Below are 13,781 nucleotides of genomic sequence, written 5' to 3' on the forward strand. Positions count from 1 at the left end.
ATATTCCCAGTCGAGCGCGTTCCCTTTATAATAAATTTCTGTAAAGAGCGAAAAGAGCAAGAAGAGTCGATCGACTTTAGCCAGGGAATCGGCACCAGGGAATCGTCTCACGTGGACTCGGCGATCGACAACCTTCGGAATTTACTGGGAAGAGCGTCCCTCGTTACGGCGTTGACCGGAGCCGGAATTTCGGCGGAAAGCGGCATTCCTACTTTCCGGGGTCCGGAAGGGCTGTGGAATAACTATCGCGCCGAGGACCTCGCCACGCCAGAAGCCTTCTCGCGCGACCCCGAGCTGGTGTGGCGCTGGTACGATTGGCGACGCGGTATCGTGGCTCGTGCCAGACCCAACGCGGCCCATTTGGGGTTGGTCGCACTGGAGCGCCGCCAGCGCGTCACGGTCATCACCCAAAACGTGGACGGGCTCCACGGCCTGGCCGGCAGCCGCGAGCTCATCGAGGTACACGGAAACATCTGGAAAGTGCGCTGCACGAACTGCGCGCTGATCGCCGCCAACACCGAGGTCCCGCTGGCCGTGATCCCGCCGCGCTGCGGGCGGTGCGGAGCTCTGGTGCGGCCGCACATCGTGTGGTTCGGCGAGGCGGTCGATCCGTATGATTTTCAGCGCAGCGTGGAGATGAGCCGCAGCGCCGACGTGTTTCTGGTGATCGGGACTTCCGGACTGGTCCAACCCGCCGCCTCGTTGGCTCAGGTGGCCAAATCCGCGGGTGCGACCGTGGTGGAAATCAACCCCGACTCTACCCCCACCACGTCGCTCGCGGATCTGGTCTTCCCCGAGCGAGCGACGCGCGTGTTCGAAGCCCTGGGGCTCAGCCCTAACCCCTCGTCATAGCAGGAGAGTCAATAGCAGGAGAGTCTCTTGACAGCGCGAGGCAAATTCCAGTACGTTTTTAAGACCCTCCGGGTGGTTCGTCCAGCCGCAGGCAGGCTTCCAATGGATACCGATAACACGTCAAACACGCGCTCCTCCCGCGCGGGGGACTTCTCTCAACCCGATTCGTTCGCGGGGTTGCCCCCGCCCTCGGGCTTGTATAACCCCGCGAACGAACGCGATGCCTGCGGGATCGGGTTCGTGGCCAGCATCAAGGGCCAGAAATCCCACGACATTGTGGTGAAGGCGCTCGAAGTCCTCAGCAACCTCAAGCACCGCGGGGCGCAAGGATGCGACCCCTGCACCGGGGATGGCGCGGGCATCTTGCTTCAGATGCCGCACGACTTTTTCGCCCGCGTGGCGTCGCACTCTGGGTTTGCGCTTCCGCGCGCCCAGGAATACGGCGTCGGCATGGTCTTTCTTCCTCGCGACGCCCAGGGCCGCCGGCTCTGCGAGCAGGTGATCCAACAAGTGATCGGTGAAGAGGGTCAGCGCCTTCTCGGCTGGCGCGACGTCCCGGTAAAAGAGTCCGAACTGGGATGGTTGGCGCGGCAGTCCATGCCGGTCATCCGCCAGGTCTTCATTGCCCGGGACATTCTCAACGAAACCGACTTCGAGCGCAAGCTCTACGTGATTCGTAAGCGGATCGAACGCGCGATCCGCGCCTCGGCCATTCCGGGGCGTGAGGAGTGTTACCTCCCCAGCATGTCGTGCCGCACGATCGTCTACAAGGGATTGCTGCTGCCCGAACAATTGCCCAAGTTCTACCAAGACCTGGCCGACGGCTCGCTCACCACCGCGCTCGCGTTGGTCCACTCGCGATTCTCGACCAACACGTTCCCCACCTGGCCGCTGGCGCACCCGTATCGGTACATCTGCCACAACGGCGAGATCAACACGCTCAAGGGCAACGTGAACTGGATGCGCGCGCGCCAGGGGCGCCTGCAGTCCGACCTCTTCGGCGACGACCTCCAAAAACTGTTCCCGATCATCTACGAACGCCAGAGCGACTCGGCCTGTTTCGACAACGCGCTGGAATTTTTATTGATGGGCGGCCGCTCGCTGCCGCACGCGATGATGATGCTCATCCCCGAGGCCTGGGTCGGCAACCCCCAGATGGACCTCGAACGGCGCGGGTTCTACGAATACCACGCCGCGATCATGGAGCCGTGGGACGGCCCGGCTGCCGTGGCGTTCACCGACGGACGGCTGATCGGCGGCACGCTCGACCGCAACGGCCTGCGCCCGGCACGCTGGATGGTCACGCACGACGGGCTCGCGGTCATGGCGTCCGAAGCCGGGGTGTTGACGTTCGCGCCCCAGGAAGTCCGGGCCAAAGGCCGCTTGCAGCCCGGCAAAATGTTCCTGGTCGATACGGTCGAGGGTCGCCTCATCGACGACGAGGAGATCAAGGCCGACATCGCGTCGCGCAAGCCGTATCGCCAGTGGGTGGCCACGCACCGGATCTCGCTCGACGAATTGCCCCAACCCATCAGCGTGCCGCAGCCCGACCATGCCACGCTGCGCCAGCGCCAGCAAGCGTTCGGGTACACCATCGAAGAGTTGAAGATGGTCGTCACGCCGATGGTGGTCAACGGCGAGGAGGCCGTGGGGTCCATGGGCACGGACACGCCGCTTGCGGTGCTGTCCCAGCGCCCGCAACTGCTGTTCAAGTACTTCAAGCAGCTCTTCGCCCAGGTCACCAACCCGCCGATCGACCCGATCCGCGAAGCACTGGTGATGTCATTGGTCACCAACATCGGTCCCAAACCCAACCTCCTGGGCGAAACCCCCGAGACGTGCCGGAGGATCAAGGTCCAACAGCCAATCCTGACCAATTTCGATCTAGAGAAGATCCGCTCGATCGCTGATCCCGACTTCAAGAGCCGCACGCTCAAGATGCTGTTCCGGGTCGCCGAGGGGCCGGAAGGGCTCGCCGGCGCGGTCGAAGAGCTGTGCGGGCAGGCTGCGGACGCAATCCGCGACGGGTACAAGTTCCTGATCTTGAGCGACCGCGGTGTGAACGCCGAGTGGGCGCCGATCCCCAGCCTGCTCGCGATTTCCGCGGTGCACCACCATTTGATCCGCGAGTCGCTCCGCGCCGAGGTGGGGCTCATCGTGGAGACGGGCGAAGCGCGCGAGATCCACCATTTTGCGTGTTTGATCGGGTACGGCGCCGGCACGGTCAACCCGTATTTGGCGTTCGAAACCCTGGTGGACATGACGCGCGAGGCCTACCTCCCCGAGGGCATCGACGCGGCCACGGCCGAGTCCAAATACATCAAAGCCATCAACAAAGGCCTGCTCAAGGTCTTTTCCAAGATGGGGATCTCCACGGTTCAGAGCTACTGCGGGGCGCAGATTTTCGAAGCGGTCGGCCTCAACAGCGACGTCATCGACCACTACTTCAGCGGCACGGCCTCCAGCATTCAGGGCATCGGGTTGCGCGAAATCGCCGAGGAGGTGTTACGGCGCCACCGCGAAGCCTATGCGCCCGCCGCGCTCCATCAGCTCGATTTCGGCAGCGAGTACCACTACCGGATCCAGGGCGAACACCACAACTGGAACCCGCTCACCATTGCCACGTTGCAGCAAGCGACGAAGACCAACTCCTATGCCTCGTACAAGGAGTTTGCGAACCTCGTCAACGACGAATCCAAGGTGCGGTCGAATCTCCGGGGCTTGCTGGAGCTTCGCACCGGCGCGCCGATCCCGATCGAGGAGGTGGAGCCCGCCTCCGAGATCGTCAAACGGTTCACCACCGGCGCCATGTCGTTCGGGGCCATCAGCAAGGAAGCGCACGAGACGCTGGCATTGGCCATGAACCGGATCGGCGCCAAGAGCAACACCGGCGAGGGCGGCGAAGACCCGGAGCGCTTCATCCCCCTGCCGAACGGCGACTCCAAGAACAGCGCGATCAAACAGGTGGCATCGGCCCGATTCGGGGTGACGATCCACTACCTGGCCAATGCCAAGGAACTGCAGATCAAGATGGCGCAAGGCGCCAAGCCCGGTGAAGGCGGCCAGCTCCCCGGGCACAAAGTGGACGAGACCATCGCCCGACTGCGGTTCGCCACGCCGGGCGTGCAATTGATCTCTCCGCCCCCGCACCACGACATCTACAGCATCGAGGACCTGGCGCAGTTGATCTTCGACCTGAAGAACGCCAACCCCGAGGCCGCGGTGTCGGTCAAACTGGTCGCGGAAGTGGGCGTGGGCACGGTGGCGGCCGGCGTGGCCAAGGCGCACGCGGACAAGATCCTCATCAGCGGGGATTCGGGCGGCACCGGCGCCTCGCCGCTCGCCTCGATCAAATACGCGGGGATTCCGTGGGAGATCGGCCTGGCTGAAACGCAGCAGACCCTGGTCAAAAACAACCTGCGAGGCCGCGTGCGGGTGGAAACCGACGGCCAGCTCAAGACCGGGCGCGACGTGGTGATTGCCGCACTGTTGGGGGCGGAAGAATTCGGGTTCTCCACCGCACCCCTGATCGTCGAGGGCTGCATCATGATGCGCAAGTGCCACCTCAACACCTGTCCGGTGGGCATCGCCACCCATGATCCGGTGCTGCGCGCCAAGTTCGCGGGACAGCCCGAACACGTGGTCAACTATTTCTTCTTCGTGGCGCAGGAAGTCCGCGAATTGATGGCGCAGCTCGGATTTCGCAGGCTCGCGGACATGGTGGGACGCGTGGACAAACTCAAGGTGCACCGCGCCGTGGACCACTGGAAAGCCAAGGGCCTGGACCTCGCGCCGTTGTTGGTCAAGGCCGACGCGGACGACGCCGTGCCGATCCACTGCGTGGAGTCCCAGGACCACGGCATCGACAACGTGTTGGATCACGCGCTGATCGAGCGAGCCAGGCCGGCGCTGGAAGGCGGCGAGCCCGTGGAGTTGGCCTTGCCGATCCGCAACGTGAACCGCACCGTCGGCGCGATGCTCTCCTATCAGATCGCCAAACGTTACGGCGCGGAAGGCCTGCCCCCGGACACGATTCGCATCAAGTTCACGGGAACCGCGGGCCAATCATTCGGGGCCTTTTTGGCCAAGGGCGTCACGCTCACGCTGGAGGGCGAGTCCAACGACTACCTCGGCAAAGGCCTGTCCGGGGGCCGGATCGTCGCGTATCCCCCCAAAGGATCGACCTTTGTCCCCGAGGACACGATTTTGATCGGCAACACCGTGCTGTACGGCGCCACGTCCGGCGAAGGGTTTTTTTACGGTATGGCGGGTGAGCGCTTCGCGGTCCGCAACTCGGGCGCACACGCGGTGATCGAGGGCGTGGGGGACCACGGGTGCGAATACATGACCGGGGGCGTGGTGGTGGTGCTGGGCAAGACCGGCCGCAACTTTGCGGGCGGCATGAGCGGCGGCATCGCGTTCGTGTTGAACGAAGACGGCAAGTTCGAGCAGCGCTGCAACCTGGGCATGGTGGAGCTCGAACCCGTACGAGAGGTTGAAGACCAATCCTTGCTCAAGGAGTTGATCACCCGTCACGCAGGCTACACCGGAAGCAAAAAAGCCAAAACCGTGCTCGATCGGTGGGACGACTTCCTGCCGAAGTTCGTGAAGATCATGCCCATCGAGTACCGCAAGGTCATTGAAGCCCGCAAGGTCGCGGCCCAGAAGCAGTCCTCGCAGAAAGCCGCGGCCGTTCATGGCTGACATCCGCGGATTTCTCAAGGTCAAACGCGAAGGCCCCAAGCGCCGGCCGGTGGAGGAGCGCGTCCACGACTGGAAGGAGTTTTACCAGCCGGTCTCGGAGGAGATCCTGCGAAACCAGGGCTCGCGCTGCATGGACTGCGGCGTGCCGTTCTGCCAGGGCAACACCGGCTGCCCGGTGGAGAACCTGATCCCGGAGTGGAACGACTTGGTCCACCGCGGCCGCTGGCGCGACGCGCTCAAGGCCCTCCACACCACCAACAATTTTCCGGAATTCACCGGCAGGCTGTGCCCCGCGCCCTGCGAGTCCGCGTGCGTATTGGGGATCATCGACGATCCCGTGTCGATCCGCGTGATCGAGTGGAACATCGTGGACAAGGGATTCGACGAGGGCTGGGTGTCGCCGATTCCGCCGGTGGTTGAAACCGGCTTTCGTGTCGCGGTCATCGGCTCAGGCCCCGCCGGCCTGGCCGCGGCCCAGCAACTCCGCCGCGCAGGTCACAAGGTGACCGTATTCGAGAAGGCGGACCGCATCGGCGGCCTGCTGCGCTACGGCATCCCCGACTTCAAGATGGAGAAGTGGGTCATTGACCGGCGCCTGGACCAGATGACCGCCGAAGGCGTGGAGTTCAAGACCAGCGTGGACGTGGGGCGCGACATCTCCGTCGCTGAGATTCGCAGGCACTACGACGCGGTCCTGCTCGCGATCGGCGCCACGGTGCCGCGCGATCTCAAGGTCCCGGGGCGCGAGCTGGGAGGCGTCCACTTTGCGATGGACTACCTCACGCAGCAGAACAAGATCAACGCGGGTGACCCGCCGCCCCCGGCCAACGAGCGGATCACGGCCGAAGGCAAACGCGTGGTGATCATCGGCGGCGGCGACACCGGATCGGACTGCCTGGGCACCTGCCATCGCCAGGGCGCCACCGAGGTCTACCAGTTCGAGCTGCTGCCCGAACCCCCTCCTCATCGCGCCGCGTCCACGCCGTGGCCCTACTGGCCCATGCAGTTGCGGTCCTCGCACGCGCACGAAGAAGGCTGCAAACGCGAGTGGAGCGTGTCCACCACCAAGTTCTCGGGTCGCAACGGCCGGGTGGAGAAGCTGCACGCGGTCCGCGTCGAATTCGAGAAAGACGCCCAAGGCAAAACCAAGATGGTGGAAGTCCCCGACTCAGCGTTCGAGTTGAACGTGGATCTCGTCTTGCTCGCCATGGGTTTCACCGGCCCGGAAAAACCCGGCCTGCTCACCGACCTCGGTGTCAACCTCGATCCCCGCGGCAACGTGGCCGTCAACGCCGATTACATGACCAACGTGGACGGCGTGTTCGCTGCCGGCGACGCGAAACGCGGCGCCTCGCTCATCGTCTGGGCCATTGCCGAAGGCCGCAAAGCCGCGGCAGGTATTGAACGGTACCTCAAAGCCAAAGTCCTGGCTGGACGTTAGGTTCTCCATCACAAAATCCCCCTATCCCCCCTTTGTCGAAGGGGGGATAGGGGGATTTGCCCCTTGACGCAACGTGGACCGATACGAAATGATGGCACGCGGATCTTGAGGAGCGCTACCCATGCAGTCCACGACGATGACATCCAAGTTTCAGATCACGATCCCCAAGTCCGTGAGGGAAAAACTTGGGGTAAAACCTGGACAGCGGTTCTACGTGCTCACGCTCGGGCACACCATTCGCTTGGTCCCCCGGGTCCCGCTGAAGTCGCTCAAGGGGATTGCGAAAGGCATCGATTCCCGTAACATCAGGGAAACGGACTGGTCGGAACTCGTCGTCGAGTTCAGGAAGCTCCGAGAAGAAATCGGACGCGCTGCAGGAACGTTCATTACCCGAGAACTCATCAATGAAGGACGACGCGACTGGAACCAAGCACCGCCCAAGTCATGGCGTCGCTGAAACAGCGCTCGTGGTGGTTTACGGCCGACAAGGATGTCCGATGTGCTCCGACGCGAAACAGTGGTTGACCGAACGCAAATTCGCGTTCACCTTCCGCGAGATCTTTCAAAAGCCTCTGTCGCGAGACGAACTGGTGGCGCTCGCAGCCAAAACATCCGCTGGAATTCACGACCTGTACGCTGCCAAAGGCGCCCTCAAGGTGGGGCTACCCGAGGACGGACGCATGTTGACAGCGGAACAGATCTTCATCGTCCAACTTCGCAACCCGGACCTGATCCGCTATCCCCTGTTCGAGCTCAACGACCGACTGCTCTTTGGGTTTCATCAGGCCACGCGCGATGCGCTGATGGTCCATGCGGGAGAACCGAGATGACCGAGAAGATCGAGAAATCCGACGCGGAATGGAAAGCCCAACTCACGCCCGAGCAATATCATGTCACCCGCAAAAAGGGCACGGAGCGGGCGTTCACCGGCGAGTACCACGACTCCAAAGAACCCGGCACGTACACGTGCGTGTGCTGCGGCAACCCCCTGTTCAGCTCCGACACCAAGTTCGACTCGGGTACCGGCTGGCCCAGCTTCTATCAACCCATGTCCCCCGAGGCCATCAGCACCGAAGACGACTCCAGCTTCTTCATGCGCCGCACCGAAGTGCTTTGCAGCCGCTGCGACGCCCACCTGGGCCACGTCTTCCCCGACGGACCCAAGCCCACGGGCCTGCGGTACTGCATCAATTCGGCGGCGCTGAAGAAGACCAAACCCTAACTTCAAAAAAAAACGGCGTTGATTCGGCACCGAAGACATGGCTACTGGGTACGGCGTGATTAGCGACAACGGCGATGCCTGATCGCGAGCCAACGGCATTCTTCTGTAAGATGACGGCTCTTCCGCCAGCGAGCAGAAAGCGGCACATGGCCGTTACCAAGGAAGTATTTAGCGCCGCCGAGGCAATCCGAGAACTGGCAAACGGTTATGCGTTTCAGCTTCCCAACCAGAAGGGACTCCTGATGACGACCGCCGAATTCATCCAGAACGAGAAGCTGTGTTGCCCGTTCTTTTCGTTTGGAGTCCACGTCGAGTCAGGTGGCGGCCCAATCTGGCTCCAGATGACGGGCCCCGATGGCGTGAAGCCGTTCATCCAGGCAGAGATCGGCGGGGCACTTCCGGAAGCCGTGGCAAAAGCCGCCGATTTCCACGCAGCGCGTACCTGACGTGTTTATCGCCAAGACCCTCGGACTGTTTGTTGTGACCGCCGTTGCGGAGATCGTGGGCTGCTATCTACCGTATCTCTGGCTCAAGAAGGGCGCTTCAGTGTGGTTGCTTCTGCCCGCTGCCGGCAGCCTCGCGCTGTTCGCCTGGCTACTGTCGTTGCATCCGACGGCAGCCGGCCGTGTGTACGCCGCATACGGTGGTGTGTACGTTGCGGTGGCTGTGTTCTGGCTCTGGGTCATCGACTCCGAACGTCCCACCGCGTGGGATATGGTCGGAGTCGCGATCTGCCTCGTCGGTATGGCCGTTATCATGCTCGGTCCAAGCCATGCGTGACAACGGTCAGCGGACACGCGCTGACACGGCTCCGCCGCCATCGACACATATGGTGATCCGCGAGGCCACCGAGGACGACGTCCCCCAGTTGGCTGCGTTGTATGCGGGCTCCGTCAAAGCGCTCGCACCGTCGGCGTACTCTGGTGAACAAGTCAACGCGTGGGCGAGTTTCGCCGAGAATTTCGAGGCCTTCCGGCGCTTCGTGCTCGAGCCACAAACAATCGTGATGGAAGATGACTCGGGAATTCTCGGCTTTTGCGGCGTGGATGCAACCGGCCACGTCGCTTCACTGTACGTACGGGCCGACCGCGCAAGACAGGGCATCGGCACGAGACTGCTTCAAGTCGCACTTGACCACGCGGGCGCTTTGGGCGTACACACTTTTCATGCCGAGGCCAGTGAACTCAGCCTCCCTGTGTTCCAGCGGTTCGGTTTCGTTGTGCGCGGCATTGAAAAAGGAGCTTGCGGCGGAGCTGAATTTGAGCGGTATCTGGTAAGGAAAGGAAGCCCTACGCCCTACAAAGCGATGGAGCCGTTGCTGGGTTGCGCGAAGGGAGGACCGAAACGCCTATCCGAACGAACCGGCAAACGCTTCTCCCGATCTCTCCGATCACGGCGAAAATGACGTACACCCGTACGATCGGGGTCACACGTACGATCAGGGTCAGGCTTGACTTGTTGACTTTGGTGCAATCGTCGAAGGGTTCAACTCTTAGAATATCCTCCCGACTTCCCGCCAGAACTCCGGAGTTAAGCGCAATCATCGTGCTGATCGTCACGCTTGGCCTCGGTACGTCACTGGGCTGTACCCGCCAGGCTCAGGTCGCGGCACGTGGTGCGCAGGTCATGCCCTTCGACCTGGAGCAAACGATCCACGTCTTTCAGCGGCTCAATGACGGTGGGCGACAGACGGTCACGGTGAAGGATCCGGCGAATACTCAACAGATCGCCCTCATCCAATCCCACCTTCAACACGAAGCGGACCAGTTTCGCCGCGGCGATTTCTCGGATCCGGCATACATTCACGGCGAGGAGATGCCGGGGTTGGCAGAGCTACGGACCGGTTTCTCGGAGATCGAGATTCGCTTTACGGCGCTGCCGAACGGCGGGGAGATTCGATACACCGCGGCGAATCCGGACCTCGTCACGGCGCTGCATCGGTGGTTTCGGGCGCAGGTGTCGGAGCATGGCCGGCACGCCGTGGATCATTAGGCATTGACACGCGCTCTCGCTCCGGAGTACTGTAGTTTCGAAATATCGAAACTAACTGGTTGCTGGCGTTAACATCTCACGCCGAAGATGGGTCCCCATGGCAAACCGCCGCGAAGGCGATGAGCAGGTGTACGGGCTTCACGCCGACATCTGCTCGACACTGGCCAATCCCAAGCGGCTGAAAATTATCAACACGCTCCGGGAGAAGGAGCTCTCTGCGACGGAGCTACTGGCCGTGCTGAAGGTCCCAAAGGCCAACCTCTCCCAACACATGACCGTGCTTCGCCAGAAAGGCGTCGTGGCCGCCCGGCGTCAAGGCAACACCGTGTTCTACCGACTTACGCGCCCCAAGATCTTGCAGGCTTTTGACCTCATGCGCGAGTTGCTCTTCGAGGTCCTTGATGACCGCCAACGGTTGTTGAAGCAACGCAGGGGTTGATTCGCATCATGTCTCACGAGCCTCTGATTCGGTTGGCGAGTTTCTTTGGCATTTTCGCCCTCATGGCGGTGTGGGAGTTGATGGCGCCGCGGCGGCCTCTGACAGCCGCCCGGATGAAGCGCTGGCCGACCAATCTTTCGATCGTGCTCCTCAACACGCTCACGGCGCACCTGCTCTTTTCAACCACGGCCGTGGGCGCGGCGGTCCTGGCCGCGCAGAACCAATGGGGGGTATTGAACCTCGTCGAGTGGCCCGCCGGGCTCAGGGTCCTCGCCGCCCTGGTGGCCATGGATTTCGCGCTGTACCTGCAGCACGTGGTGTTTCACGCGGTGCCGATCTTGTGGCGGCTCCACATGATGCACCACGCCGATCTGGATGTGGATGTTACCACCGGCGCGCGCTTTCACCCGATCGAAATCGTTCTTTCCATGGTGATCAAACTGGCGGCCATCGCCCTGATCGGCGCGCCGCCAATGGCGGTACTGACTTTCGAGGTGGTGCTCAACGCCACGTCGATGTTCAACCACAGCAACGTCCGAATGCCCAGGAGACTCGACCGGGCGCTGCGATGGATCGTGGTGACGCCCGACATGCACCGGATCCACCATTCCGTGCTCCGGGACGAAACCAACAGCAATTTCGGATTCAGCTTGCCCTGGTGGGATCGCTTGCTCGGTACCTATCGGCCGGATCCCGCCAAATCTCAAGTCGACATGCCCTTGGGGCTTGAGCAGTTTCGGAATCCCCGCGAACTCACGCTTGTCGGGTCGCTGGTGCTTCCGTTCCGAGGCGGAACCGGCGCCTACCCGCTCGGCGGGCGTCGATAACAGGAGGGAGGAGGAGGGCGCGGGCGATCCCATGGACTTTGATCAGCTCGCATCTCGCTACGACGCATGGTACCGCACGGCGTTGGGGTCGCTTGCGCTTGCACTCGAATCCGAAGCGATCCTGCACCTCGCTCAGATCGCGCCTAAGGAACGCGTGATTGATCTTGGTTGTGGGACCGGGATCTATACGATCGAATTGAGCCGGCGCGGCGCGTGGGTGGTAGGAGTCGACCCCGCGCTCGACATGCTGGCGGTCGCGCGCGAAAAGCTCCGGCGCGACGGACTACCAGCACGTCTCGTGTGTGGGTCCGCCGAGGCGCTTCCGGTCCGTACCGGGACGTTCGACCTGACGGTTGCGGTCACGTCCCTGTGCTTCGTGCAAAACCCCGATCACGCCGTCCGAGAAGCCGAGCGGGCCCTGCAACCGAACGGGCGTCTCGTGATCGGCGAGTTGAACCGCTCCAGTCTCTGGGCGTTCTGGCGTAGACTCAAAGGAATGTTTAGAGATACCGAGTCGTGGGGGGCTCGTGCGCGCTCGGGCTGGGCCGCCTTCATCGCGATGAGCGCCGCGAAAAAGAGACCCGTAGAGTGATGCTGATCAGCTTTCACAGATTATCGGAGGATTGCCATGGAAATCGGACCGACCAAAGTCATCGTCAAGAACAACGGCCTCTATGAGGCGACCACGGGCAAGTTGATCAAGGATGGGCTCGTGACGCGGAAAGAAATAGAGGACTATGCGGCGCACCACTATATCGCCTTGCCGGTCGTTGACCGCGCCGGGCGCGCCTGGGCGTTCGACGGAAAGCCGGTCTATTGTCTCCACGGCGCGCACTACGAAACATTGGACCAGGACCTCCCCCATGCCCGACCCTGCCCTGATTGCGGCGGCATGGCCCTCCCCATGAATGAAGTCACGATGGAACGCGACTGCGTGCGCTGCACCCAGTGCGGCCACGAGTTCGAGCCGCGCCTTGAGATGATGGAAAGCTGAGCGAATCCGAGCGGACCTTGCCCGTTGGATCAAGGAAAGCGACCTTTAAAGGAGATCACGATGGATCGCGGGATCATGGGCTGGGACATGGGTATCGGGATGGTCTTTTACCTCGCCTTCTGGATTCTCGTCATCGCGGGGATCGTCTTGCTCGTGGTCTGGGTGGGGCAGAAGGCATTGGGAACAGGGAGCAGACCGGAGGAATCAGCGATCGAGATCCTCAAGAAACGGTATGTGCGTGGAGAGATCTCGAAAGCGGAGTACGAGGAGAAGAAGCGCGATCTGGGGTAGCGACCGGCAATTGATCCTATGACCACCCACCGATACGCAGATCAAGACACTCCTCCAGCCGGCCCGCTCGCCACCCCAAAGCCTTGGAGTCTGGTAGCGGATGCGTACACGGCTGCGATCATCTGCGCATCGCGCTTGGTGACGGGCCGATGACTCCGACGTCGCGCACCTGGGCATGGGCGTGAAGTAGGCTGCGACCGATCCCCTATGCCTTGGTGCGATAAGCTTCGACAGTTGTCTCCCAGGTCAGAATTCGTGATCGTCATTGGTTCGACCTTTGGGGTCAACTTCGCGCTCTTCCTCGTGGGCCTCGCGCGGCAGGGCATCCAGCCTCGTATCGAGTTCGACGATGCTCGCTTGCTCTGGCTCCTCGGGTACGAAGTCGTGATCGGAACGCTCCTCGGGGTGTTTCTGTACGTTCGGGGCTGGCGGCGCGCGGACTTGAATCTGCGGATCACCCGCCGGACGTTCGGCATGGCCGGCTTTCTCTTTGCCGGGTTCTATCTCTACGGGCTGGTGATGGGCCTGGCAGCCAATGCATTCGGGGTGGCGGACCTCTTCACCCAGATCTCGTTCCAGGGTTCGATCAGCCTGCCGGTGATGTTCCTGGTGTCGATCATCAATCCAATCTTCGAAGAGACACTGACCGTCGCGTACGTGATGAAGGTCCTCAGCCCCCAGGGCGCGGCCTCCGCCGTCGGAACCAGCGCATTGCTCCGGCTCATCGCGCACGCGTACCAAGGCCCGCTGGCCACGGTGGTGGTCTTTCCGCTGGGTATCGCGTTCGCGATCGTGTATTGGCGCACGCGCGAGCTCTGGCCGCTGGTCTTGACACACGGCTTGATCGACCTGGTCGGTTTGCTGAGCATCCGCGCCGCGGGCGGAGTTGCGTCCTAGCAGGGTGCTGAAAAAATGACTTGTCGAACCATCAATCCATCCCGGAAGAATCCCACGGGCCGTAGGCACCGGGGACTGGCCGTTGGGTTGGTCGGCGGACAGCGCCCGTGTCGCCTGCTCCG

The 13,781-nt window shown here is 62.3% G+C and carries 16 protein-coding genes; all 16 read left to right on the forward strand.

The window, feature by feature from the left end; genetic code table 11:
- The first annotated feature begins 111 nt into the window (after window positions 1-111).
- The 16 genes from AB1451_12260 to AB1451_12335 all read left to right on the forward strand — a co-directional run bounded on the left by AB1451_12260 (window position 112) and on the right by AB1451_12335 (window position 13,659).
- Complete coding sequence (locus tag AB1451_12260) at window positions 112-852, forward strand: NAD-dependent deacylase (protein MEW6683677.1); 741 nt, start codon at window positions 112-114, stop codon at window positions 850-852.
- Between the two features lie 102 nt (window positions 853-954).
- Window positions 955-5,556 (forward strand): glutamate synthase large subunit, encoded by a 4,602-nt coding sequence (gene gltB / locus AB1451_12265; GenBank protein MEW6683678.1) that lies wholly within the window; start codon window positions 955-957, stop codon window positions 5,554-5,556.
- A complete protein-coding gene (locus tag AB1451_12270; protein MEW6683679.1) occupies window positions 5,549-6,997 on the forward strand; it encodes a glutamate synthase subunit beta in 1,449 nt (482 codons plus the stop codon). Before gltB ends, AB1451_12270 begins: the two co-directional genes overlap by 8 nt.
- Before the next feature lie 121 nt (window positions 6,998-7,118).
- Window positions 7,119-7,454: an AbrB/MazE/SpoVT family DNA-binding domain-containing protein gene (locus AB1451_12275; protein MEW6683680.1), complete on the forward strand. Its 336-nt coding sequence runs from the start codon at window positions 7,119-7,121 to the stop codon at window positions 7,452-7,454.
- Complete coding sequence (locus AB1451_12280) at window positions 7,402-7,827, forward strand: glutaredoxin domain-containing protein (protein ID MEW6683681.1); 426 nt, start codon at window positions 7,402-7,404, stop codon at window positions 7,825-7,827. The genes AB1451_12275 and AB1451_12280 overlap by 53 nt, the downstream gene beginning before the upstream one ends.
- The gene (msrB, locus tag AB1451_12285; protein MEW6683682.1) at window positions 7,824-8,219 is read left to right on the forward strand and encodes a peptide-methionine (R)-S-oxide reductase MsrB; all 396 of its coding nucleotides are present in this window, start codon (window positions 7,824-7,826) and stop codon (window positions 8,217-8,219) included. Before AB1451_12280 ends, msrB begins: the two co-directional genes overlap by 4 nt.
- 146 nt (window positions 8,220-8,365) lie before the next feature.
- Window positions 8,366-8,665, forward strand: a complete 300-nt coding sequence (locus tag AB1451_12290; GenBank protein ID MEW6683683.1) for a hypothetical protein — start codon at window positions 8,366-8,368, stop codon at window positions 8,663-8,665.
- A 1-nt stretch (window position 8,666) separates the two neighbouring features.
- Entirely contained in the window at window positions 8,667-8,999 is a 333-nt protein-coding gene (locus AB1451_12295; protein MEW6683684.1) for a YnfA family protein, read from the forward strand.
- 49 nt (window positions 9,000-9,048) lie between these two features.
- Window positions 9,049-9,624, forward strand: a complete 576-nt coding sequence (locus AB1451_12300; GenBank protein ID MEW6683685.1) for a GNAT family N-acetyltransferase — start codon at window positions 9,049-9,051, stop codon at window positions 9,622-9,624.
- A 140-nt stretch (window positions 9,625-9,764) separates the two neighbouring features.
- Window positions 9,765-10,211: a hypothetical protein gene (locus tag AB1451_12305; protein ID MEW6683686.1), complete on the forward strand. Its 447-nt coding sequence runs from the start codon at window positions 9,765-9,767 to the stop codon at window positions 10,209-10,211.
- Between the two features lie 97 nt (window positions 10,212-10,308).
- Window positions 10,309-10,650: a metalloregulator ArsR/SmtB family transcription factor gene (locus AB1451_12310; GenBank protein ID MEW6683687.1), complete on the forward strand. Its 342-nt coding sequence runs from the start codon at window positions 10,309-10,311 to the stop codon at window positions 10,648-10,650.
- A gap of 8 nt (window positions 10,651-10,658) precedes the next feature.
- The gene (locus AB1451_12315; protein MEW6683688.1) at window positions 10,659-11,477 is read left to right on the forward strand and encodes a sterol desaturase family protein; all 819 of its coding nucleotides are present in this window, start codon (window positions 10,659-10,661) and stop codon (window positions 11,475-11,477) included.
- 31 nt (window positions 11,478-11,508) lie between these two features.
- The gene (locus AB1451_12320; GenBank protein ID MEW6683689.1) at window positions 11,509-12,069 is read left to right on the forward strand and encodes a class I SAM-dependent methyltransferase; all 561 of its coding nucleotides are present in this window, start codon (window positions 11,509-11,511) and stop codon (window positions 12,067-12,069) included.
- 36 nt (window positions 12,070-12,105) lie between these two features.
- Complete coding sequence (locus tag AB1451_12325; protein ID MEW6683690.1) at window positions 12,106-12,471, forward strand: hypothetical protein; 366 nt, start codon at window positions 12,106-12,108, stop codon at window positions 12,469-12,471.
- 60 nt (window positions 12,472-12,531) lie between these two features.
- Entirely contained in the window at window positions 12,532-12,762 is a 231-nt protein-coding gene (locus tag AB1451_12330; GenBank protein MEW6683691.1) for an SHOCT domain-containing protein, read from the forward strand.
- Between the two features lie 255 nt (window positions 12,763-13,017).
- A complete protein-coding gene (locus AB1451_12335; GenBank protein ID MEW6683692.1) occupies window positions 13,018-13,659 on the forward strand; it encodes a CPBP family intramembrane glutamic endopeptidase in 642 nt (213 codons plus the stop codon).
- The last annotated feature ends 122 nt before the right edge of the window (window positions 13,660-13,781 follow it).

Source organism: Nitrospirota bacterium, assembly GCA_040757335.1.
Lineage (GTDB): Bacteria > Nitrospirota > Nitrospiria > 2-01-FULL-66-17 > 2-01-FULL-66-17 > JBFLXB01.

Excerpts from the sequence above, each read along its gene's own strand:
- AB1451_12290 (MEW6683683.1), top strand. The coding sequence starts at position 8,366 with ATGGCCGTTACCAAGGAAGTATTTAGCGCCGCCGAGGCAATCCGAGAA.
- AB1451_12320 (MEW6683689.1), top strand. The coding sequence starts at position 11,509 with ATGGACTTTGATCAGCTCGCATCTCGCTACGACGCATGGTACCGCACG.
- AB1451_12275 (MEW6683680.1), top strand. The coding sequence starts at position 7,119 with ATGCAGTCCACGACGATGACATCCAAGTTTCAGATCACGATCCCCAAG.
- AB1451_12280 (MEW6683681.1), top strand. The coding sequence starts at position 7,402 with ATGAAGGACGACGCGACTGGAACCAAGCACCGCCCAAGTCATGGCGTC.
- AB1451_12300 (MEW6683685.1), top strand. The coding sequence starts at position 9,049 with ATGGTGATCCGCGAGGCCACCGAGGACGACGTCCCCCAGTTGGCTGCG.
- AB1451_12270 (MEW6683679.1), top strand. The coding sequence starts at position 5,549 with ATGGCTGACATCCGCGGATTTCTCAAGGTCAAACGCGAAGGCCCCAAG.
- AB1451_12310 (MEW6683687.1), top strand. The coding sequence starts at position 10,309 with ATGGCAAACCGCCGCGAAGGCGATGAGCAGGTGTACGGGCTTCACGCC.
- AB1451_12325 (MEW6683690.1), top strand. The coding sequence starts at position 12,106 with ATGGAAATCGGACCGACCAAAGTCATCGTCAAGAACAACGGCCTCTAT.
- gltB (MEW6683678.1), top strand. The coding sequence starts at position 955 with ATGGATACCGATAACACGTCAAACACGCGCTCCTCCCGCGCGGGGGAC.
- AB1451_12315 (MEW6683688.1), top strand. The coding sequence starts at position 10,659 with ATGTCTCACGAGCCTCTGATTCGGTTGGCGAGTTTCTTTGGCATTTTC.
- msrB (MEW6683682.1), top strand. The coding sequence starts at position 7,824 with ATGACCGAGAAGATCGAGAAATCCGACGCGGAATGGAAAGCCCAACTC.
- AB1451_12330 (MEW6683691.1), top strand. The coding sequence starts at position 12,532 with ATGGATCGCGGGATCATGGGCTGGGACATGGGTATCGGGATGGTCTTT.